General features: G+C 60.7%; 25 protein-coding genes and 1 tRNA gene. 20 read left to right on the top strand and 6 right to left on the bottom strand.

Annotation, left to right across the window (positions count from 1 at the left end):
• The first annotated feature begins 232 nt into the window (after positions 1 to 232).
• The 12 genes from GMST_RS16360 to GMST_RS16305 all read left to right on the top strand — a co-directional run bounded on the left by GMST_RS16360 (position 233) and on the right by GMST_RS16305 (position 9,917).
• Positions 233 to 2,503, top strand: coding sequence for an AAA family ATPase (locus GMST_RS16360; RefSeq protein WP_183355769.1), 2,271 nt, complete (start codon positions 233 to 235; stop codon positions 2,501 to 2,503).
• Positions 2,504 to 2,833: 330 nt separating this feature from the next.
• Positions 2,834 to 3,343, top strand: a complete 510-nt coding sequence (locus tag GMST_RS16355; protein ID WP_183355768.1) for a hypothetical protein — start codon at positions 2,834 to 2,836, stop codon at positions 3,341 to 3,343.
• Complete coding sequence (locus GMST_RS16350; protein WP_183355767.1) at positions 3,324 to 3,689, top strand: hypothetical protein; 366 nt, start codon at positions 3,324 to 3,326, stop codon at positions 3,687 to 3,689. The genes GMST_RS16355 and GMST_RS16350 overlap by 20 nt, the downstream gene beginning before the upstream one ends.
• 322 nt (positions 3,690 to 4,011) lie before the next feature.
• The gene (locus tag GMST_RS16345; RefSeq protein WP_183355766.1) at positions 4,012 to 4,575 is read left to right on the top strand and encodes a recombinase family protein; all 564 of its coding nucleotides are present in this window, start codon (positions 4,012 to 4,014) and stop codon (positions 4,573 to 4,575) included.
• Positions 4,576 to 5,162: 587 nt separating this feature from the next.
• Positions 5,163 to 5,825 (top strand): hypothetical protein, encoded by a 663-nt coding sequence (locus tag GMST_RS16340; RefSeq protein WP_183355765.1) that lies wholly within the window; start codon positions 5,163 to 5,165, stop codon positions 5,823 to 5,825.
• Positions 5,826 to 5,985: 160 nt separating this feature from the next.
• Entirely contained in the window at positions 5,986 to 6,216 is a 231-nt protein-coding gene (locus GMST_RS16335; RefSeq protein WP_183355764.1) for a hypothetical protein, read from the top strand.
• Positions 6,217 to 6,228: 12 nt separating this feature from the next.
• Positions 6,229 to 6,405 carry a hypothetical protein gene (locus tag GMST_RS16330; protein WP_183355763.1) on the top strand — a complete coding sequence of 59 codons (177 nt, stop codon included), beginning with the start codon at positions 6,229 to 6,231 and terminating at the stop codon, positions 6,403 to 6,405.
• A 208-nt stretch (positions 6,406 to 6,613) separates the two neighbouring features.
• Positions 6,614 to 7,480 carry a hypothetical protein gene (locus GMST_RS16325; protein ID WP_183355762.1) on the top strand — a complete coding sequence of 289 codons (867 nt, stop codon included), beginning with the start codon at positions 6,614 to 6,616 and terminating at the stop codon, positions 7,478 to 7,480.
• A complete protein-coding gene (dnaB, locus tag GMST_RS16320; RefSeq protein ID WP_183355761.1) occupies positions 7,470 to 8,807 on the top strand; it encodes a replicative DNA helicase in 1,338 nt (445 codons plus the stop codon). Before GMST_RS16325 ends, dnaB begins: the two co-directional genes overlap by 11 nt.
• Before the next feature lie 101 nt (positions 8,808 to 8,908).
• A complete protein-coding gene (locus tag GMST_RS16315) occupies positions 8,909 to 9,094 on the top strand; it encodes a hypothetical protein (RefSeq protein WP_183355760.1) in 186 nt (61 codons plus the stop codon).
• On the top strand, positions 9,091 to 9,372 hold the full coding sequence (locus GMST_RS16310) for a hypothetical protein (protein WP_183355759.1): 282 nt from the start codon (positions 9,091 to 9,093) through the stop codon (positions 9,370 to 9,372). The genes GMST_RS16315 and GMST_RS16310 overlap by 4 nt, the downstream gene beginning before the upstream one ends.
• Before the next feature lie 101 nt (positions 9,373 to 9,473).
• Positions 9,474 to 9,917 (top strand): hypothetical protein, encoded by a 444-nt coding sequence (locus GMST_RS16305; protein WP_183355758.1) that lies wholly within the window; start codon positions 9,474 to 9,476, stop codon positions 9,915 to 9,917.
• Between the two features lie 974 nt (positions 9,918 to 10,891).
• Here the strand turns inward: GMST_RS16305 and GMST_RS16300 are convergent.
• The 5 genes from GMST_RS16300 to GMST_RS16280 all read right to left on the bottom strand — a co-directional run bounded on the left by GMST_RS16300 (position 10,892) and on the right by GMST_RS16280 (position 13,269).
• On the bottom strand, positions 10,892 to 11,377 hold the full coding sequence (locus tag GMST_RS16300) for a hypothetical protein (protein WP_183355757.1): 486 nt from the start codon (positions 11,375 to 11,377) through the stop codon (positions 10,892 to 10,894).
• Positions 11,374 to 11,907, bottom strand: a complete 534-nt coding sequence (locus GMST_RS16295) for a hypothetical protein (RefSeq protein WP_183355756.1) — start codon at positions 11,905 to 11,907, stop codon at positions 11,374 to 11,376. The genes GMST_RS16300 and GMST_RS16295 overlap by 4 nt, the downstream gene beginning before the upstream one ends.
• Before the next feature lie 224 nt (positions 11,908 to 12,131).
• Complete coding sequence (locus GMST_RS16290; RefSeq protein ID WP_183355755.1) at positions 12,132 to 12,491, bottom strand: hypothetical protein; 360 nt, start codon at positions 12,489 to 12,491, stop codon at positions 12,132 to 12,134.
• Positions 12,492 to 12,664: 173 nt separating this feature from the next.
• Complete coding sequence (locus GMST_RS16285) at positions 12,665 to 12,805, bottom strand: hypothetical protein (RefSeq protein ID WP_183355754.1); 141 nt, start codon at positions 12,803 to 12,805, stop codon at positions 12,665 to 12,667.
• 176 nt (positions 12,806 to 12,981) lie between these two features.
• Positions 12,982 to 13,269, bottom strand: coding sequence for a hypothetical protein (locus tag GMST_RS16280; RefSeq protein ID WP_183355753.1), 288 nt, complete (start codon positions 13,267 to 13,269; stop codon positions 12,982 to 12,984).
• A gap of 550 nt (positions 13,270 to 13,819) precedes the next feature.
• Between GMST_RS16280 and GMST_RS22640 the strand changes: the two genes are divergently transcribed.
• The 3 genes from GMST_RS22640 to GMST_RS16265 all read left to right on the top strand — a co-directional run bounded on the left by GMST_RS22640 (position 13,820) and on the right by GMST_RS16265 (position 15,979).
• Entirely contained in the window at positions 13,820 to 14,218 is a 399-nt protein-coding gene (locus GMST_RS22640) for a helix-turn-helix domain-containing protein (protein WP_371873133.1), read from the top strand.
• On the top strand, positions 14,107 to 14,541 hold the full coding sequence (locus GMST_RS22635; protein WP_371873132.1) for a glycosyltransferase: 435 nt from the start codon (positions 14,107 to 14,109) through the stop codon (positions 14,539 to 14,541). The genes GMST_RS22640 and GMST_RS22635 overlap by 112 nt, the downstream gene beginning before the upstream one ends.
• A gap of 277 nt (positions 14,542 to 14,818) precedes the next feature.
• Positions 14,819 to 15,979: a Fic family protein gene (locus tag GMST_RS16265; RefSeq protein ID WP_183355750.1), complete on the top strand. Its 1,161-nt coding sequence runs from the start codon at positions 14,819 to 14,821 to the stop codon at positions 15,977 to 15,979.
• A 186-nt stretch (positions 15,980 to 16,165) separates the two neighbouring features.
• On the opposite strand, the gene GMST_RS16260 is transcribed toward GMST_RS16265, so the two are convergent.
• Positions 16,166 to 16,241: transfer RNA gene (locus GMST_RS16260), tRNA-Thr, on the bottom strand.
• A gap of 376 nt (positions 16,242 to 16,617) precedes the next feature.
• Here GMST_RS16260 and GMST_RS16255 point away from each other — a divergent pair.
• The 5 genes from GMST_RS16255 (at position 16,618) to GMST_RS16235 (ending at position 21,421) form a co-directional block, all read left to right on the top strand.
• Positions 16,618 to 17,046 carry a hypothetical protein gene (locus tag GMST_RS16255; RefSeq protein WP_183355749.1) on the top strand — a complete coding sequence of 143 codons (429 nt, stop codon included), beginning with the start codon at positions 16,618 to 16,620 and terminating at the stop codon, positions 17,044 to 17,046.
• A 67-nt stretch (positions 17,047 to 17,113) separates the two neighbouring features.
• Positions 17,114 to 17,890 (top strand): hypothetical protein, encoded by a 777-nt coding sequence (locus GMST_RS16250; RefSeq protein ID WP_183355748.1) that lies wholly within the window; start codon positions 17,114 to 17,116, stop codon positions 17,888 to 17,890.
• Positions 17,887 to 19,269: a phospholipid carrier-dependent glycosyltransferase gene (locus tag GMST_RS16245; protein ID WP_183355747.1), complete on the top strand. Its 1,383-nt coding sequence runs from the start codon at positions 17,887 to 17,889 to the stop codon at positions 19,267 to 19,269. Before GMST_RS16250 ends, GMST_RS16245 begins: the two co-directional genes overlap by 4 nt.
• Positions 19,266 to 20,594: a cytochrome c biogenesis ResB family protein gene (locus GMST_RS16240; RefSeq protein ID WP_183355746.1), complete on the top strand. Its 1,329-nt coding sequence runs from the start codon at positions 19,266 to 19,268 to the stop codon at positions 20,592 to 20,594. The genes GMST_RS16245 and GMST_RS16240 overlap by 4 nt, the downstream gene beginning before the upstream one ends.
• Complete coding sequence (locus GMST_RS16235; RefSeq protein WP_183355745.1) at positions 20,591 to 21,421, top strand: cytochrome c biogenesis protein; 831 nt, start codon at positions 20,591 to 20,593, stop codon at positions 21,419 to 21,421. Before GMST_RS16240 ends, GMST_RS16235 begins: the two co-directional genes overlap by 4 nt.
• The last annotated feature ends 18 nt before the right edge of the window (positions 21,422 to 21,439 follow it).

Here is a 21,439-nt window from a genome sequence, read left to right as displayed (position 1 = left end):
AGCAAATGAGAACCGAAGACATCGACCTGGCAGCGGCGATTGTTGCAAGTACTGGGCACCAACCGACGTTGAGCAAGACCCCTAGCAGGCACCTCCAGACATTCACCTTCCCCGATGACGCCCCAATAATGGCGGCAGCTGCGCGGTTCGCTTCAGGAGAGCTCGTCATCTCAGCGAAGCACCTCCTCTCCTGCCGATCGATGCTCTACAGACAGATGCGGGGGGCCAGGTGATGACCTCTTCTACTCAGGCATCGGCAGGCGGTAAAATCATTGATTTCAACCTGTGGGGCGTCGACGAGAATTCGAATGCACCAACATCGAGCACCGGCCCTGGCGACCTCTCAGGCGCAGCTCGAGCGGCATGCCTTGAACTGGGCATCATCTACCAGGCTACCCCTGCCGACGGCAACTTCCACGCCCTGGACGTTGAGGGTAAGGCCACGCGCAACGGCGCCGGACGGATCCGGCTCTATCCTGACGCCGAAGGTGGACAGATCTGGAACCACGTCACAGGCGAGACCCGTCAGTTTTGGGCAGAGAGCGACCACACCTTAACCCCTGTCGAACAAGAAGCCCGGCGCCAGAAAGCTAAAGAGGAGCGGGAGAAGGCAGAGGCCCTACTCGCTGCAAAGAGGTCGGAAGCAGCGAAGCTAGCCCTCGATGTGCTGAAGGCCTCGCAGCCGGCAGATGGCAACGCTTACCTGGTCAGGAAGCAGATAGAGCCTACCGACTACCTGCGGGAGATCTCGCTCGAGGGGCTGGTCAACCTCATAGGCTACCACCCCCAGTCGAAGGGCGAACCTTTTGCTGGGGAGCGAGTCTTGATCGTGCCGGTGACCAACGGTGAGAGCGTCACCACCATCGAGATCATCGACAGAGAGGGCAGGAAGGCCGGCCTCAAGGACGGTCTCAAAAAGGGCTGCTTCTGGTCGGATCGCTCTCTCCCGGGAGGTGACGGCGAAGGCCTCACGTTCATCATCGGCGAAGGCGTTGCAACGGTGCGCACCTGCAGCATGGCAACTGGGCACTTCGGCATTGCGGCGCTATCCAGCACCAATCTGAAAACTGTCGCTGCATCTTTCCGCGGCCAGTATCCCAAAGCACAACTCATTGTGGCCGCCGACAAAGGCAATGGTGAACAGAGCGCGATCGAGGCGGCGCAGCTCGCCGGCGGCGTGTTGGTTGCTCCGAATTTCCCTGAGCCCAAGGGTGCGAAGGAGACTGACTTTAACGACCTGGCACAGCGCCCCGGCGGCATGGAGGCGGTGCGCCTGCAACTCGTAGAGGCAGCCGCGAAGGAAGCCAAACCGGCGGCGCCAGTCCCGCCGTTCGATCTTTCCCGACTGAAGACCGCGGCCGACATTCGTTCGGGAGATTACCAGGTCGAGTACGTTTGCGAGGGCCTGGTCCCCGAGGGGGCAACCATCCTATGGTATGGCGTTGGGGGAAGCGGGAAAACTACCCTCGCGCACCAGCTGGGGCACGCGATCAGCGACGGGATGCCTTTCATGGGACTGCAGACCAAAAGACGGCCGGTGGTGTTCCTCGATCCGGAGAACCCTATGGGTGTGCTTAAGCAGGGGCTCAGCCGAATAAAAGGCGGGGAGGGCGTCTTTTACTGGACCACCGCCGACGAGCCGCCCCAACTCGACGGGCCGGAATGGGAACAGCTCAAGTCGCTGGTGATCACTCTCCAGAATCCGGTCCTGATCATCGACACGCTTCAGGCTGCAACAAGCGGCCTCGATATCACCTCCAACAAGGATTACTCGCCGGTCATGGCGAGGCTGAAGCAGCTTCGCGAGATGGGCTCAACCATCGTACTCCTCCACCACACCCCTAAAAACGATGCAACGACCTACGTCGGCGCGTCTGTCATTTACAACCAGGTCGATCACGTGCTGGCAATGTACGCAGTCCGCGGCCCCGGTGAAGATCGGGAGGCCCTGAAGGACGACGAAGCGGCGCACGTGTACCGCTTCGGATCCAAGGGCAAGACCAGGTACGGGCACCATGCGATCTACGTCACCTTCGATCAGAAGACCTGTCTTTTCAAAGAAGCAACCTCGCCGGAGTCTGAAGGATTGAACGTCATTCTGGCGGCAATGATCGACCTCTATGAAACGACCACCGTCGACATCAAGGCGCTACTCGCTGCGCTGAAGGATTCGGGCTGCCTACTGGATACCTCAGAACACCACGTCAGGAAGCTCCTGAAAAAGGGTGAGGACGTCTACTGGGTGACATCGAAAGGTCTGTACAACAAGACCCTCTACACACCCCTCAAAAACAGTTTGAACGGCACCGCAAGCGAAAACAGAGTTCAAGTTGCCAATATTGCTGAGTTTGACAGTTTTACAGACCCCTCTGCGCAAACTGTCAAACTGCATGAACAGGGGCCCGAGCAATGCGGTGCAACACTAGACCATGCTCAGAAGCTTCAGGGGACAGCAACTGTCCCTTTTTGGGGAGCAAAACCCGGGTCGGCGGAATCAGTTTGACAGTTTGCGAAAAGGACTCAAAAAACCTTCAAACCCACTGCCAGCGCAGTTTGACAGGCATTGGTACCGAAAACGACTGTCAAACTGCGCCCAGAGCGGTTTTACAGTTTCTCTCCTAAAGGAGGGGGGGCAGTTTAAAAACTGCCCGTCCTTTAGGAGATTTGGTGGCCGCCAACAACATCGTATGGAAGAATCAAAAGCAGCCTCATCAGACCTTCGCCGATCTGGCAAGGCCTTACCACCTGACCGGGGCCAGACACGCAGAGGCACGGACCACGGGGGACGGTCACAGCAAAGACTCTCCCGGGGGATTCAAAAAGGAGAAGGGAGATGACCAAGCAGAAGGTACCTGCAAAAATCACAGAGAGGGGGAGGAAAGGAGGGGCGCCTGAAAAGGTCGATCTCGCCTTGGCCCTGGACCTCAGGCTTAAAGGCCTGAGCTACCAGGTGATCGCCGACCACTTTGACTGCAGCAAGTCGGCGGTAATCCAGCGCCTCAAGCCGTACGTTTCTGAGCTGGAGGTGGACACGGAGACCTACATCAAGAACCGCGCGGGGATCATCGCGAACAGGCAGGCTGCTGTGTTGGCGGAGCTCACCAGCGAGAAGCTGCAGAAGGCCGGCGCCAAGGACCTGGCGATCGTATTTGGCACCCTCTACGACAAGGAGCGCCTGGAACGGGGGCAGAGCACGGCGAACGTCGGGGTGATGGCTAAGATGATCCGCGAGGCCTGTGAGACAGGCGATTTGCCTGACTGCCCTGTGATCGAGGTTGTATCCCTGACGACCGGGAACGACGGCAACGGAGCCAAGGGCAAAGATGGGCGAGAAGACCAGTGATAGAAACGTGACGGCCCAGCGGGGCGCGGCCGGAGTGGAAGACCACTTGGACGATTTCGCAGAAGTCCTGAAAGAACGACGGCAGTTCCTCCAAGACATGATCGACGAGGCGAACGCTAGGCCAAGACTCAGCCGGGGGCTGAGGATAGCAATCGTGGGTCTCACGGCTGAGCTGGTAACGGAAGTCTCCGCACAGATTGATATGGTGACGGACATGAACCGGCAGATGGCCCAGAGCTACCAGGTCCTGCTTGAGGAAAACCGGGTATTGGCAGCACAGAATGAGGATTTGTTCGGCGCACTCCTGGCGGGGAAGACTTTCAAGGTACAGGGAGGGATGCAATGAAAGGGGGCACCCCACGGTGGCCGGAGAAGCAAGAGCTGCCGCCCCTCCCGGGGGGAAGGGGCAAGTCATGAGGAGTGGAGGGAGTATCATCGGATCCTCCACGAGGTTAGGAAATCGGGTTTCCTCACCAGGCCAGGCGCCTCGTGAGGTTCCCACTGCGGGGCACATGACGCCCCCCTGTGGTGTGCATTAACGGTGTACCGTTTGTACGCATTGCAGACTGACACAAATTATGTACATTAACGGTTAAAAGAATAATTACTTGACACTTTCGCCTTATGGTCTTAGACTGTTTTTACACACTTTGATCGGGAGGGCGAATATGAAAGGTCAGGTCATCGGTTACAAGAGGGTTTCCAGCATGGAACAGAACACCGCTCGCCAGCTTGACGGCATCGCCTTGGACGAAGTCTTTGAGGAGAAAGTCTCAGGGAAGTCTCTGGACCGTCCGGCGCTACTCGCCATGATCAAGCACGCCCGCAAAGGGGATACCGTGGTTGTCCACTCCATGGACCGCCTTGGGAGGAACCTTTTAGACCTCAAGAAGATCGTCACTGAGATAGTGGAGAAGGGGGCACAGATCCAGTTCCAGAAGGAGAATCTTACCTTCTCCGGCAAGGCAGACCCTTTCGCCGAATTGATGTTGAATATGCTCGGCTCGTTTGCAGAGTTCGAGCGCTCCCTGATTAGGTCGCGACAGATGGAAGGCATTGCCATCAAGAAGGCCGCGGGTGGGTACGCAGGCAAGGGCAGACCTAAAGCTATCACTGAGGAGCAGATAGCAACCATCAAGCAGAGAGTCGCAACAGGAGAGAAGAAGACGAAGATCGCAGCGGACATGAAGATCAGCCGCGAGTCGATATACAAGCTGCTGAAGACACCGTAAGGAGCAGGGGGGCAGCCACAGCTTATGGCGTGGTGCCAGTCGGCTGGCAGTGCTTCAGGACCTGGCGAGTTCGGGGCCGGTCATTGTTCTTCCTGCTCTCCACCTCCACGAACTCTTTCAGGAGTTCCCATTCACAGCCGCCGAGATACTGCCGGACCGTCTCATGCTGGGCTTCCAGGCCCAGACCACTGGCGCCCTGTTTGGCTGTTGACATCATGGACAGCGGCACATGGGCTCAGACCAGCTCTCCGAGGCGATGAGGGACGAATGGTCCCCTCCAGTGCGCGGCGGGCAACCAGGGCACCGGTCTTGCCTGGCTCCTGACCGGGGAGGGGAGGGGCACCCCCCGGGGGGCGGCCTGGCCTCGATTGCCGGCCGGGGGTGGGATGAGACGCCCCGGCGTTTGTGGGTACCGTCCCCTTTTAGCCCCACCAAAAACAAAGGGGCCCCCTTGGTGAAGGCGATCCGGCTCGAAGCCGTCGCCGAGTCATTGCCGTTTTCGCGGGATAGTCCGGCCAGACGACAAGCTGCCTTTCCTGGGGCAGTTTCCCGCGAGTTCCTACCAGGAGCGCTACAGGAGGCGCGGAATGGATGACGAGAGATTTTCGCTTCAAGATGCCGCGGGGGCTTTGGGCATTTCCACTGAGGCTGCTTTCCGGATGTTCACCAACGGCCTCAATGATATGTGCCCTCTTTTGAAACCGTCTGTGTGGTTCGAGGAGCCGGTGGAGCTCGGCGATGTTTCGCACCTGGGAGATGAGGCCATTTCCTGCGAGGTCGACGTTTTTCCCGAGGCCTCCGAATTTGTTTCGCTCGGAGGGCTTTTCCAGGTCGGAAACTTCTCAAGCAGGCTCCCGGGAATGCTCGACGGGAACGGGTATCTCAATCTCCGCGGGGTTCCTCTTTTGAAGCAGGGGAGGGTATACCAGGTCACAACGCCGAAACACTTGAGGAAGGAGGAGCTTATCGTCTCCTCTGTGGACTTGAGCGCTTTCAAAGCCGCCCATGGGATAACCGGCCCCGTTGTGAAAAGCCCTCAGCTGGACGGGAACGTAAGTGATCAGATCCGGTCATTGGTCGCAACCATGAGAGCGCGGGGGGTGGCTGAAAGGGGGATCGCCAACGAGATCGACCTCAGATTCCCAGGATTGACAGACGCGAAGATGGGCGGATTTTTCACAGACCCCAACGTGGTCACCCATGACGGGCTCCGGAGACGCGGTCAGCGGGTCAGGGGGAAGGTGAAGTAACACCAGTTGGAGAAAAGACAGGATGTCGAGAGAGAGGACCGGGAAACCGGCCCTCTTTTTTTTGTCTCGTATTTGTCACACCTGTCCCATCTTGACGTCCCACTAGTGGGACAGTGTTAGCTTTAAGTCACCCATGGGAAATAACGGGAAGGAGAGAGACATGGATCTGAACCTGAAAAGTATGGCTGAGCGGTGGCCCTCTGCGATCGTGGCGCGTAATGAAGTCGACCGTTTTACTGGCGGCGTGATTTCCCCGAGGTCCCTGGCGAACCTCGACAGCCTTGGCCTGGGACCTGAGGGGGCCTTCCGCATCGGCAGGAAGGTCGCTTACCCTGTCGCGGCATTCATTGATTGGCTCGAAGGCCGTGCTTCGCTCCGCCGCGCCGCGTAAGGGGGGGGCGTCATGACCAGAAAAGCAGAGCGCCCCACCGGCGGCAACCGGCAAGGCGCAAAGAGGAAGGGGAACAACGTCAACAGTTCCTTCCCTATCACAACCCGCACCAAAATTCAACTCTTCGAGATCTTCGACCGCGATACCTGCGGCGCCGTAATCGTGTCGGGGCGGGAGGTAGCACGATGACCGCTCCGTCTTGTCAGAGCCCCTCGGCTGAGTTTTCTTCAGGGTATGCCTGTCAACTCCTCGACGAGGGGCACCGCAAGATTAACCTCTTTCTCGCCGCCGATCTCGTCGCCCTCGCCGAGCGGCAAGCTCGCCGCATGAACAGGATAGCCGGTTACCTTCGCGTCAACTTCTCACCTGCGGCACTGGAAAGGGGGCCGATCTCTCAATGAGCGGCGCCGGCTGGACCAAAATACACCGCCAGGCCCTTGAAAACGGGTGGCTCCGCAATCACGTCTTGTGGGCGTTCTGGTGCTACTGCCTCCTGAAAGCCTCCCACAAGGTGGCAAGCGTGACGGTGGGGTACCAGAGGGTGACTCTTGAACCCGGACAGTTTGTGTTTGGAAGGATCCAGGCCGCCGCGGATCTTGGTCTGACTGAGCGCCAGGCCAGAACCTGCCTTACCCGCCTGATTTCGTCCGGCAATGTGTCCGTCCACTCGACCAACAAATTTTCGATTATTTCGGTAATCAATTGGGGCACTTACCAGAAAGAACTTGACGACTCCGACCAGCAAACCGACCAGCAAACCGACCAAGAAGCGACCAGCAACCGACCAGCAACCGACCACAAACAAGAAGGCAAAGAAGGTAAAGAAGAAGAGAAAAGGGAGAAATCCTCCGGCGACAAGTCGCCCCTTCCTTCAGCCCTTGCGGACCTCTGGAATCAAATCGTGAAGGAGCCGAGGGTCATGAAGGTCACCAAGGCCCGGGAGGGAAAGATCCGGGGGCGCCTGAAGGAGCGCGACCTGGGGGGCTGGGCTGAGGTCTTTAGAATTATTGCACGGGCCCCCTTCCTCCGCGGGGAAAACGACCGCGGATGGCGTGCCGACTTCGACTGGGTCATCGCCAATGACAACAACGCGGTGAAGGTCCTGGAGGGGAGGTACACAGGCAAGGATGCTTCCGTGGGGGCTACGGGGCAGGCAGGGCTGCCATTCTCCGCTTCAACGGTAACGGCTGAAGAGTCGGCTAAATTCAACCAAGTCAGGGCGCGGTTTGCCCCACCACAGGAGCAAGAGATACATGGAATCTGAGCGAATAGTTCCCCCGCAGAGCATTGAGGCTGAGATGTCGATTCTTGGCGGGATCTTCCTCGAGAACGGTGCCATTGATGAGGCTCACCAGCTTCTCGTCCCGGATGACTTCTACCGGGAGTCGCACCGCAAGATCTTCATGGCCATGGCCACCCTGGGGGACAGAAACGAACCGGTCGACCTAATCACCATGAGCAACGAGCTGAAGGCCCGCGGGCGGTTGGAAGAGATCGGCGGCGGAGCTTACCTCGCCACTCTGGTCGACTATGTTCCCATGGCGGCAAACGTCGGTCACTGGTGCCGGATCGTAAAGCAGAAGGCTCTGGAGCGCCGGATGCTTGCCAACGCACTGGAGGCCGTGAGGCACTTGCGCGAGGGAGATCCGCAGGAGGCCGCCGCAAAGCTTGAGGCCGCTCTGCAACCGGCGCTGGACAAGCGGACAAAGGCCCCGGTCGGAATGGGACAGTCCATGCGGGAGGCGGTCAAGCGGATCGAAAACCGATTTGAGAACCAGGGTGTCATCCAGGGACTGCCCTACGGGATAGCCGCCCTCGATGCGGCAACGTCAGGACTCCATGCTGGAGATCTCGTCATCATCGGTGGTCGGCCCTCCATGGGGAAATCTGCCCTTGCCGGCAACATTCTGGCGAGCGCCTGTAAGTCTGGCAAGTCGGCCCTTCTCTTCACCTTGGAGATGAGCCGCGACGACACGGTAGACCGGATCCTCGCCGGCCAGGGAATAAGGTTTCAAGCGGTCCGGAATGGGCGGCTCAAAGAGTACGAGTGGTCGGTGCTTCTCAAGAGCGATGAGGAGCTTAACCGCTGGCGCCTTGCAATTGACGATACCCCGGCCGTGACCCTTAGGGAGGTCCGGGCAAAGGCACGCCGTCAGAAGAAGGAAGGCCTCGACCTGGTCGTTATTGACTACCTCCAGCTCATGTCGGTCTCGGACCCGAAGCTGAACCGGGTCCAGGGGTTGGGAGAGATCAGCCGCGGCTTGAAGCAGCTGGCCCGGGAACTCGAGGTCCCCGTGGTGCTGCTTTCCCAGCTCAGCAGGAAGGTAGAGGAGAGAACCGACAAGCGCCCGCTGATGAGCGATCTCCGCGACTCCGGAGAGATCGAACAGGACGCCGATGTGATTCTCTTTCCTTACCGGCCGACGGTCTACTGCCCGCAATGTCAAGACCAGATCGACACCGAGCGGCACAACCTCAAGGACCATCAGGCCAAAGCAGAAATTATCATTTCTAAGCAGCGTAACGGGGTGCGCAATATCAGCGTGCCCGTTTGCTGGATGGGCGAATACCAGTCCTTCGCGGGGTTATAAGGGGGTATGTCTGGCGCAGAGAGCAGCGTGAGGAGGCCACGATGAAAGTGATTCAAATGGAACTGTACAGAAGGACGAAAGTGGGGAGTAGGGAGGCGCACATGGCAGACCTTCGGCACACCGTCAACTGCGCCCTGCAACTCTTCAACACACAGCCGGAGCCGTCGAAGGAGTACCTCAGGTCCTACCTGGGCAAGATAAGCTTCCTTGTGGGGGTGCTGGAGTCCTTGGAGTCCGGCAATACCGTAGTTCCCGCACCGGTTCAGTTCGAGTGGATGGCGCGGTGAGCAGGCGCTTCGATGTTCCTTACTGGCGCAAGGAAATCAACGAGGCCCTCCAGCTGGTAAGGATGGAATACCCTGCCGGGTGCCTGGCCTGGCTCAAGGTGACGAACCCCGAGAGGATCAAGGAGCTGAAGGCCACGGTCGAAGCTGCGAGGGCTGCCTTCCTGGAGGAGGACCGTGGACGGCTGGCGAGGGCCCTGCAGATGTACCTGAGGGAACATTTTCAGGTGTTCGAGACCTTCCGACGGAGCACGGCGAAAGGGGAACCCAGTGATGGGTAACGGGAGTGCCTGGTATCCCACCTCCGACCCGGCCGTACCCCACCCCACGATGATTTTGGACGGCGACAGGCGCCGAGGACGTTAACCAGAGAGGAGAGAAGATGAGACCATTACCAGAGAAAGCCGTCAGTGCTGTTTCACACGAGCAGGTCCTTGCATTGGAGAAGGCGCTTGTGGCCATGCCGCAGGTGGAGATAACCCCTGTGCACTACTTTGCGGAAGGGCTGTACGCGCGGGAGATCCTTATCCCCGCCGGCACCTGCCTGACCGGTAAGATTCACCTCGCCGAGCACGTCAACATCATCTCGAAGGGGCGAATTTCGGTTCTGACGGAAGACGGCGTGAAGACCATCTCCGCTCCCGCCACGCTCGTATCGAAGCCAGGCATCAAGCGGGCCGGCTACGCCCACGAAGACACCGTGTGGACAACGATTCACGCCTGCGAGGCTGAAACCGTTGAAGAGGCAGAGGTGGCCCTGGTAGTTGGAACCTTCGAGCAGTTCGAACTCGCGTATGGGACGAAGGAGGCGTTATGTCATTCGTAGAAGCCGCATCTGTCATAGGTTCAGGGATTTCCAATTTCTTAGGTTTAGGATCAGGGGCAGGTGCAGCGACTGCTCCTGCCTTCACAACTGGGCCGGCGGCTGGCTCCGGCGTTCTCGCGTCAACCGCAGGGGCACCCGCTTTCCCCACAGGGGGAGCCGCGGGCGCGCTCGCACCAGCATCGGCAGGAAGTGGGGGTGGTTTCTTGTCTGGGATCTGGTCTGGGATGCTCGATCACGCCTTAGGGAGCTCCACCCCACAGACGGCAAAACTGGCAGACAACGTTGCCGCCGGGGCCGCAAACAAAGGGTATGGCCCTCTCTACCAGGACCTCAAAGCCGGCAACTACGGCAGCGCACTCGGTAATGCTGTGCACATGGGCCAGGACAACGCGAACAGGGATAACGCCAACCTTTCGAGCATGCCGCCGGCACAAGCCCCTCAAGTTCCTCAGCCGGCGCTCCCCCCTGGGCCCTATCAACCCCAATTGGCCGAGACTCCCTTCCTTCAGCAGATGAAGCAGCGTTACATGAGGTGACCCATGAGCTGTGCACATCGTACTCGAGAGACTCCAAAAGGGTGCCGCTGGCAAAAGTCCCTGACAGTTCCGTGCGCATTGTGCCCTTTTAGACAGGCAGAAGGGCATTGTCTCCTTTTTGACCCACGAGAAGAGTGGCCGTCGGCTTGGAAAATAAGGCCGGTTCAGGATGAAGATTTGCAAAAAATAGATGAGATGATTGGCACCCTGGAAGCGGCTGGGCTTCATCGGCCCAGAGGGGGGATGGTGCTGAGCACGGTAGGGCTACTCACGGGGCAGGCGTAGGCACCGGCGAGCTGTGTGCCCAACGAAGGAAAAGAGATCTTCCGGGTGTGGGAGAAGGCCACCAGATGGTTAAGTTCGGAGTATGCCCTATGTCCTCTGGTGGATCCACGCCGGTGGTGGAGGCTGGAGCTGAGACCTCGGCTCCGACTCATCTCACTTTGCCCCGCGCCGTCTCTTGCTCTCCTTCCACTTTGGCGCCTCAGCGGGGATCGGCAAAGCAGGCTTCTTTGAAACCACGCCTCGGAATACCCTGTCCATCTCCTGAGGGGTCACGTAGTAGGTTCCGTTGAACTTTTGAGCCACCACCCAGCCGCGGGTGCAGTACAGCCGCAGGCGGGTGAGGTTCACCCCGTAGGCCTTGGACGCCGTCTCGAGAAGCATGGTCCTCACCGGCGGGTAAAACACCCTGTCCATCTCTTCGGCGGCCACCTTGTACCCTTCGCCATCGCAGGTGCTACGCATGCGGCCGAGCCGGCAATACTGGTAGAGCTTGCCCAGGTCGATGTCGTAAGCCTGTGCAGCCATGGCGATGGGCATGAGGATGCGCGGCGAGTTGGTGAGGGCCTGGATGCACTCCTGGAGCAGGCCCATCGCCTGCCCCAGTTTTGCCTTCAGTTCTGAATCCGTCAGCTCTCTCACGCCGGCGCTTGCGCCCCTCTCTGCCGGCGGTTGCCTCCCTCATCCGGTTGTGCTGCCTGCGAAGCCCGCGACTTCATAACCTGGATGATCAGCTCGCTTTCCTGGCGCGCTTTTCCCATGACCTCACCCTGCTGGATCAACTCTTGGTTGAGTTCTTCGTCGCTGATCCCCTCGAAGTCTGCCGGATTCACCGCCTGTGGGTCAATGGCGTGGGGCGTTCCGCGCTTCACAATTCGACCAGGGACGCCTCGGCTGGATCGTTCTAAGAGGAGTTCATTGGACTCCAAATTCTCCACGAGTAGCTCCAGGATCGACCGGGCACGGTTCAAAATGACCCATTGCTTTTCGGGCTCAAGAGAGAGGTCGAGGACGGGCGCGGGGTCGATATTCTCCATTTGCTCCTCCAGATCATCGATGCCAGCCATCACCTCACCCACCCACTCCCCCATATCGCACAGCAGCATTTTTGCCCGCGCCAAGTCATTTCTCACGCCTTCCAGCACGTGCTTGTACACCGTGATTTCTTCCACATCGGCCCCCTGTCACTGATGAGGCCTGAGAGCTGTCTGTGGATCCAACAAGAACCACCCCCAGGCCTCACGACATGGGGACTCTCAGGCCAACCGGTAACAGTGGCGACAAGCTCTCTCACCTCCCGGGAGCAAGAGAACCTGAGTTGGAATTGCAGACGGGAGGGAGCTTAAACGAGTGTACCGCATCCCGTCAACAATAAAAGTGTTGAAAAACCAATTAGTTAGAGCACGCAATGTGTGTGGTTGAGAACATGATGTGATTGCCAATACGGTCGATGGGGCTGGCCTGCGGCCCAGCTGCCGCGCCCGTCGGAGAGGGTCAAGTTCCCCTTGAGGTCGAGCCGGGCCCCGGGCCTGAGCCGGCCGCTGGTCACCCCGGCGAGCCGCCCGGTCAGCTGCACCTCCTGGGGGAGGAACGGGGCCGCGAGCGCCAGGTCGACTGTGGCATGGCTCCCGGCGGCGCCGCCCTCCAGGGAGGCGCTCAAGCGCTCGATGCTGAGGGGCCTTTTGTTGGCGGTAACGCTGCCGGCGGCCTCGAGGCGGGCGCTGACCGCCACCCGGCGCCCGGGCAAGAGGGTCAACTTCAGGTTTCCGGAGCTCGCCGCCGGTGAGCCAGGCGTTGGCGCGGGCCAGGTTCAAGCGGCTGAAGCTGCCGGCAAGGGTGCCGGTGGAGGCTTTCAGGTTCAGGTCCCCGGAGAGTTCCAGCCGCTCCTGGGGGAGGCCGTTTAACACCAGCGGCGCCACCGTGAGCCGCTCAGCTCGAGCCCTGCCGGCGCGGCGCCCCTTTCTTCGGGAAGACCAGGTCCGCGGCCAGGTCGAGGTTTACCTGTCCGGGCCAGTCGGGGGCGATCCGCGCCGGGTTGAGCCCCCGCCCCGCCCCGCCAGCCGGCCCCACACCGTGAACTCCTTCAGCCAGTCGAAGTCGAGGTTCCCGGAGAGAGCGCCGTCCAGGGCCTGAGCGGCGATCCGGCTCAGGCGGAGCGTGGTCGCGGTCCCCTGGTAGTGCGCGGCGAGTTGGGCGCTCTGCCAGCCGGGGCCGAGGTTTTTCAGGTCGAAGCTGCCGCGGTAGCGCTACGAGGTGCCGGAAAAGGAGAGCGTCCCGGAGAGGCAGGGCGGCCGGTGCAGGAACTCGTTCAGGTCGAGAACGATCAGGGGGGCGCCGGCTGTGAGGGTGAGGCTCCCCGTTCCCCCGAGGGTGCCGCGCACTCCTGGGCGCTCCAGCCTCAGATCCCGGAAGAGGAAGGCGTGCTCGGTCATGGCGAGGCCGCCGATCCTCACCCCGTTTTTAGCGCGGCACCAGACCTTGGTCGACCTTGAGGCTCGGGGAAGGACCTGGCTGTCGGTTCCACGGCGCGGCACTCGAGTGAGGTGGCTACCTGCTGCACCTGCGGTAGTTCGCTGCTCTGCTTTCGGTATTGCCAAGCGCCCAGCGGTACACCTGCCGGCGTTCTGATCCATCCTCCTCACAAAAGTCCGTTGAAAAGCATATACCTTTCATTTCGTCTTTGAGGCCGCCTCGAAATCGTCAAAACGTGGAGTGAAAAGCATAGGCTTTTCAAACCGCATGGTAAAAATGAAAAGTAAATATCTTTAGAACACTATAAGTGTTCTAAAGATCCTTTCTTAGCGGACAGCTGTAAGTGTATCCCAGGTTGTGAATGCCCAAGTTAACTTTCTAATAATCACATCTGTTACATCTGATATTTTCCATCAAACGTAATCACTTTGCCCAAAAATGATGGTTTAGGCGAATTCTTGCGCACTGAATTTGGTTTATTCGATTATTTTTGACTCATATAGCAAAAAAGGTCCGGAAATTTGTAAACGCGGACGCTGTATATAGGTAAAAGGCAAATTTTTTTGCGCTTCAAGGAAGACATTCGTTTGTTTTTTCAGGGAGGGAACCGCCATGGCAACGAGGTGCAGGGTATGCGGAAGAGTGCTCAAGGACAGCAAGTATCGAAAACTCGGGATCGGCCCGACGTGCGCACAGAAGGTGGGGGTCCACGCCCCGCCGCGGCTAAGAACCAATCGCAGACAGAAACCGGATGTTGACCAACTGGAATTGTTCGAGGAGGCGCAAATGACTGACCAACCACAAAGGAGCAAGTTGTCCTATTCGCAGAGCGAGTTGCTGACCACCGAGCAAGTGGCGGCTCTGCTCCAGATGCGGGTGTCCACCATCCAGCAGTGGAGATGGCGGGGAATTGGCCCAAGTTACGCTCGCCTGGGGAGGACCATACGCTATCGACGATCCGATGTGGAGGCGTACATCGCTCGACGTATGGCAAATGGCACCGAGGACTGATGAGACACGGAGGCACGCCTGGGGAGCCACTCTTTCCGGAGAGTGGCTGTGCCCTGGGCCGGTCTGGACAGGACAGGGGCGACAAGAAGGGGAGGAGGTCGGCAGCAAGGGCTGAACTGCCGATGTGGTTGCGGAGCCCCTCGACTCGGGGCCTGGCACGGGACCACCCCGACCTGGAGATTGTCGTGGTCGATGACGGCTCCCAGGGCGCTACCGCGGAGCTGGTGTGCACCAGGTACGCCGACCGGATGCGCCTGATCAGCATCCCCAACAGCGGGGTGTCGAACGCCCGCAACGGAGGCGAGCTGCTGGCCCTTCGGTGATAGGGGGCGGAGTAAGAAACGGCCGGCGTGCAACCGGCCTGGCTGGACCGCATTACACTGCCCAGTTATCCAGGGAAAGGCGGCGGCGTAATGTGATGCGAAATGATTTCGCCGGGACTGCTGCGGCAAGGTGGCCGGTGTGGGGTTAGGTGTTAACGTTTTACGTTAATACGTTTTCTCAAGTTTGTAGTTGTTGTGGATGGTTGCCTCTGCTAATATGCTGTGCTTACAGCGAAAGGCGAATTACGATTGTAGTTAGTTGAAAGGACGGTTGTCGATGTCTTCCCAGGGTCTTGTAAATGTTCCGCTGCAGCTCCCCGAACTCTCGTTTGCATCCCCGCTGACGGATGTGGTGATGGAGCTGGAGCATCTGCGTCGACTTACGTTGTCTGGCGACACGCCTCCGCTTGTTTTCTTCCAGCTTAAGCGCATCTTTCATCTACTGGAAAGCCTCGGGTCCGCGCGCATAGAAGGCAACCGGACAACGCTCGCAGACTACATTGAAGCGAAGGTGGGTAACGAGCCAGTCCATGGCGAGAACATCCGGGAGATCGAGAACATCGAGCAGGCTATGGACTACCTGGAGACGGCCGTCACGAAAGGCAGTGAGATCACTCACCTTCTCATCCGTGAATTGCACTCCTTGACCGTCAAAGACTTAGTGCGGGAAGGAGATAGGACACCTGGACGTTATCGGACCGGACCCGTGATGATTGCTGGGGCCACTCATACCCCTCCGGCACCACTGATGGTCCAGGACTACATGCAGGAGCTTGTGGCGTTCATCAATCGCAATGATCCGCCAAAATACGACTTGCTGAAAGCGGCGCTGGCTCACCACCGATTTGCTTGGGTTCACCCATTCAGTAATGGTAACGGCCGCGTCGTCCGGCTTCTCACCTATGCTCTGCTTATCAAGTACGGATTCAACGTCACGACTGGCGGACGAGTGTTGAACCCAACGGCAGTTTTTTGCAACGATCGGCAGATGTACTACGACATGCTCTCTTTGGCCGATTCAGGTACACCTGAAGGGACGGAGCAATGGTGCCTTTACGTTCTCTCTGGGATCCGGGACGAGCTCGCAAAGGTAGACCAGCTGACGAGATACGAGTTTTTGAAGGACAAGATCCTGTTCCCAGCTCTGGAGTATAGTAGGACCCGCGGCTTGATTCTGCCTTATGAGGAGAAGGTCCTGCGCCAGTCGGTGACTCTCCGGGAGTTCAAGTCGAGTGACTATGCGGATTTGTTCCCCGAGGTCACAGAACGCCAGAGAGCCTACCAACTGAAGAAACTAGTGGATTCGGGGATGCTTCAGCCGGTACGTCCTGGTGCTCGGACCTACTCCATCAACTTTGTCAATAATGCCTTGATCAGAGGAGTGATGCGGGTATTGGTGAAGGAAGGCTTTGCGCCACCGTATGATGAAGTGCAATAGAGTAAGTCTGCAAGGTCGGGGCGAGAACGGTCCCCTGCTCGATGATACGCTGAAACGATTAAGGGGCTACAGGCAATTGTAGCCCCTTTCCTTTATGCACTCCTGCCAGGTTGTTACCCATGTGTTACCCAAATGGTTACCGAAAAGCGAAGGGGCTACAGCCTAAGCTGTAACCCCTTGTTTTTATGGAGCCGAAGAGCGGACTCGAACCGCCGACTTGCTGATTACGAATCAGCTACTCTACCAACTGAGTTACTCCGGCCTTTATGAAACGGCATCAACGGCAGTCCTACCTTCTATCGTAAAAATCCAGATCCGTCAATGGCATTTCTCGGTGCTGACAGCCATGCGCGCGGCAAGGACCGTGAGTCGGCGCGCACCGGCTGACACAACCTCCCGGCCCGCGGCAACCGCTTTGCCTGCCAGTTCTGTCAGAGGGAAAAGGATTGCTAGTGCAGAACGGCCAATTTATGTTAAAAGGTAGATCTATGAGGAAATTAACTATTGTCAAAACGATGCTCTGCGCCTCTTTTCTGACAGTGGCTTTTGTCGGTTGCCAGAAGCAGGAGCCTGCAAAGCCAGTGGCACCAGCCGGTACTGCCGGTTCGGGTGCCGGTGCTGCGCAGGACAGTGCCGGAGTGGCTAAAACGGTCCAGGAGCGGGTGGTCACCTACAACCGTCTGCTGACCGAGGGGTACCAGGCCGGCAACATGACCGCGCTGCAGCAGGTGGCCAGTACCGCGCTGGCCGAGAAGGCCTACTACCACATGGCCGCCATCGCCGAGGGGAAAAAGCGCATGATCTCCCAGCTGAAGAAGATCGACTTCCGGGAGACCGACTGCGCCCAGCAGAACAAGTGCCGGGTGGTGACCCGGGAGGTCTGGGACTTCGGCTACGCCGACCTGAAGACCAACGAGGTCTCCAACCAGGTGAAAGACTACGCCTACGACGTCCAGTACCTCCTGGAGAACCGGCAGGGGCAGTGGATCATCACCGAAATCACCGCCTCCGGCGAGGAGCGCAAGGAGCTCCCCTCTTGGGACAAGATGTTCAACAAGAAGCAGTAGCGGCGGTCGAGCCCCGCTCCCGTCCCTTTTGCCCCTTGAGAACCCGATCAACCGAGACAAGGTGCCGATGCCGCAACCAACGAAACTCAGCCTGACGGCCTCCCTGGTACTGGCCGTCCTCTTCATGCTCGCGCTTTTCTGGCTCGACGCCCGGGGGGTGGCCCACAGGCAGTTCGGCCCTTCCGGCACCCTCGCCGCGCCACAGGTGGTGAAACGCCTGGTAGCGACCCCCGGTGACGCCTACCTCCTCTGGAAAGAGGCCGGCTACCGCGGCCGCACCGTCGTCTTCGTCTCCGGCTCCTGGCCCTCCTTCGTCCCCGGCGAACGCATCCCCGACCCGATGTACCGCGCCTATCCGTTGCAACTCTTCAACACCGCCCAGCTCTTCGAGAGGGAGAACCTGGACCGGCTCAGCTTCCTCTACGTCGCCGCCCTGAACGGGATTGCCCGCAGCATCGTGGCGGTGCTCCCCCAGGACGAGTTCGCGCGCCAGCGCCAGGCGACGCTCAAGGCGAAGGACCGCCGCGTCGGCGCCGACGGGGTCTACTTCCCCCGCGAGGGGTATCCACGGCGCTTCACCACGGCCGCCGCCCTTAGCCCCCCTGCCGAGCCGGTGCTGCTCTACGTGGGGGCTTCCTACTTTGCCACGGCCGACGCCGAGGGGCTGTTCCGGCAGCTGCAGGCAGCCGGCCTTAAGGCCGACTGCGTGGTCCTCTGCGCCGAGATGGAGACCCCGGGACTCGGGCCGCGCGAGGCGGGGGAGCTCGAGCGCTTCGCGCGGCTGATCGGCGCCGCACCCGGAGGGGGAGCCCCGGCCCAGGCCGGCTCCCGGACCGCGCCATGACGAGCGCCCTCGCCGCACGCCGCTTCGCCCTGGGGCTCCTGGCCCTCACCGTGCTCTCGGCCCTGCTCAACCTGGTTCAGATCGGCAGCCAGCCGGTATCCAGCGACGACCTCTCGGTGGCGCTGAGCGCCATCAACTACATGGAGAACGGCCAGCTGGGGCCGACCATGTGGAACCACCCCTGCCTGCGCAACATCCTGGTCTACGGGACGCTGAGGTTCTTCGGTTCCGGCGTCGCCGGGGTGAAGGGGGTGAGCCTCCTCTTGGGGATCCTGTGCACCCCGCTGGTCGGGCTGGTGGCCCGGCGCATCTTCCGGGACGGCCGCATAGCCCTTTTAGCCTCCCTCCTATGGACCGTGGACGCCCTGGTCGTCGAGTTCACCCGGCAGGGGATCAACGACATCTACCTCGCCTTCTTCCCGCTGGCGGCCATCTGGCTTGTGTACCGCTTCCGGGACGGCGGCAACCACCTGTGGCTTTTGGGGAGCGGCATCTGTTTCGGGCTGGGGCTCGCCTCCAAGCTCAGCGCGCTCCTGCCTTTGGCGGCGACGCTTGCGCTTTTGGCCTGGCTGCAGTTCAGGGAGAGCCGCGGTGACCTGGGGCGGACAGTCGCCGGCTGGTTCCAGCTCGGGGTCTTCCTGCTGCTGGTGCCGGCGCTGGTCTACCTTTTGACCTTCCTCCCCTGGTTTGGTCGCGGCTACTCGCTTGCCGAGTGGGGGGACCTGCAGCGCAGCATGCTCCTGGAAACCTCGCAGCACGTAGGCTACAAGCCCAAGCCCTGGCACGACACCGACAACCGGGCCTGGACGTGGTTCGTGACCCCTTCGGTGTTCGTCGATCCCTTCATAAACATGGACATCCTGGACCCGGCGGTCGAGCACCCGAGCGTCGAGGAGGGGACCACCGTGGTCCTGGGGTACGCGAACCCGCTGGTCTGGCTGCTGGTGCTGCCGGCCCTCTTCCTCACCCTCAGGCGGGGGGGGCGGGAGCGCGACGAGGGGCGCCTGTACCTGGCCGGGCTGTTCCTGATCGCCTACCTGCCGCTGGCCGCCACCTGGCGCCCGATCTGGATGAACACCGCGCTCTCGGTGCTCCCCTATGCGGTCATGCTGGTGGCCGGGACGCTCTGGGGCGTCGGGGAACGCCTCCCGCGTCCCGGGCTCGCGCTCGGCGCCTACCTGGCGGCGGTCCTCCTGGTGGCGGCCCCCCTGTACCTGCTCGCCGTCGGCAAGGGGATGCGCATCCCGGTCCTCAAGAAGCATTTCGTCGACAAGTACCTGGCCGAGATGAAAGAAAAAGAGGCCGAGGCGGCCGGCAAGGGGATCCCCCCCGGCGCCGCCATGGGGCTCCCCCCCCGGCACTCCGGCAACCAGCCATGAAAGCGCTCAACTTCCTCACCTCCCGAAAGACGGTGCTGTCGCTTCTGGCCGCCATCACCCTGGCCCTTTTGGAGGCCGTGCTGGTCCCCCAGCGCGAGGGGGCGGGGGGGAAGCTGCCGGCCTGGCTGGAAAAACTCCCCGGGCCGCTCAGGGAGACCGCCGGGTTTCTCGGCCTTGACAACGTGGTGGGAAGCTGGTGGTTCATGCTGCTCATCGCCTTTTTCGGCCTGTCGCTTTTACTCTCCACCTGGAACCAGTTCTTAGCCGTCGCCTCCCAGCTGAAGCGTCCGCCCCGGCCCGACGCGGTCCCGGACGGGGTGCGGCTCCCCGGGGACCTGGCCGGGCTCGCCCCGCGCCTTGCCCAGGCGGGGTACCGCCCGAGCGGCTCGAGCGGGGAGGTGCACCGCTTCGTCAAGCACAGGGCCGGGTACTGGGGGAACTTCCTGCTGCACCTGGGGCTGGTCGTCGCCGTGATCTTCTCGCTCAGCTACGTGGTGACCCAGCACCGGGTCTTTTTGCGCCTGGTGAGCGGCGAGACCGTGGCGCCCAACCCGGAGAACTCGGCGGAGATCCTGGGGGCCTTGCGCTTTCGCCGGCCGCTCCCGGCACAGATCACCCTGGAGCGGGTCGAGCCGAGCTTCTACCCCAACGACAAGCTGGCCGGGCTCGGCTCGCGGCTCTCCCTTAAGCAGGCTCCCGGAGGGGCGGCCCAGCGGGTGGAGGTGGCCCTGAGCGACAAGTCGCAGTTCGGCCCCTTTCTGGTGTACCAGGCGAACTCCTTCGGCAGGGCCTTCCTGCTGGAGTTCACCTCCCCTTACCGGCAGGGGCTTGCCCGGGAGCGCCTGCTGATCCCCTACCCGCAGCGTCGGGACAAGGCAGGGTACGGCGAAATCCCCCTCAAGGAGGAGGGGCTCGTCCTGAAGGGGAAGTTCTACGCCGACCCGCAGAAAAAGGGGCTTAAGCTCGCCCGGTCGCCGCTCTTTCTGCGCCTTTACCGCGGCCAGGAGCTTTTGGGCGTGGCGAGCCTGAACGCGGGGGGGCTCGGTAATCTGGGGCCGCTCACGGTGCGCCTGGCGGGCGAGGCCTGGTGGACCGACATACTCTTGGACGGCAGCCGCGGCACCTCGGGGATCTTCGCGGGGTTCGCCGTCATCCTGTTCGGCGTGCTCTTCTCCTACTGCCTGGTTCCCCGGGAGATCCTGGTCCGGGAAGGGGAGGGCGAACTGTACCTGAGGCACTCGGCGCGCCGCTTCGCCCAGCTCTACCGCGAGGAGTTCGAGGCTATTGTGGGCGAGCACCGAAACACCAAAGAGGGAGAACCATGAAAGGATCGTTCGCACTGGTCACCGGCATCCACTGGGGTGCCGTGGTGTTGTACGTGGTCGCCACCGTCATGGTGGTCGTCGGGCAGTACTTCCAGAAACCGCAGCTTGCCCGCCGCGGGCTCCAGGTCGCCGTGCCGGGGCTCGTGCTGCACGGGGCGGGGCTTCTCATCTGGTGGCGCATGGTGGGGCACGGCCCCTACATCGACCGCTTCGAGGTGCTCTCCTCCAACGCCTGGATCCTCTTGGCCGCCTTCCTGGTCTTCACCATCCCCTTCCCGCGCCTGGTGACGGCCGGGGTGGTGGTGCTGCCGGCCAGCTTCATCCTGGTGGCGTTGGGGCTCTTCTTCAGCCCGGAGATGAAGACGCTCCCCCCCACCTTCCGCAGCGTCTGGCTCGTCTTGCACATCATCTTCTACAAGATCGCCTTCTCGGCCATCATCATCGCCTTCGCCTTCTCGCTCTTCTACCTCTTGATACGGCGCGGTCGGCTGCAAAAACTCGCCAAGAGCCTCCCGGACCTCGAGGGGATCGACAGCTACGCCTACCGCTTCGCGGGGCTCGGCTTCACCTTCTGGGCCATCGGCATGCTGGCCGGCTCCATCTGGGCCTACCAGTCCTGGGGGACCTTCTGGAACTGGGATCCCGTGCAGACCTGGAGCCTGGTGACCTGGGCGGTGTTCGGCATCTACCTGCACCTGAGGCGCTTCTTCGCCTGGCAGGGGGAGCGGGCCTCCTGGCTCTTCGTGGTCTGCTTCGCGCTCACCCTGGTCTCCTTGTTCCTGACGCCGCTTTTCGAGTCCTCGATCCATGCGGAATACTTCAAGTAGCGCCCGCCCCGCCCGGGG

Origin of the sequence: Geomonas silvestris (assembly GCF_014193515.1) — a bacterium.
Lineage (GTDB): Bacteria > Desulfobacterota > Desulfuromonadia > Geobacterales > Geobacteraceae > Geomonas > Geomonas silvestris.
The sequence above is the reverse complement of the archived record's forward strand: the minus strand, read 5'-3'. Positions and strand labels throughout refer to the sequence as shown.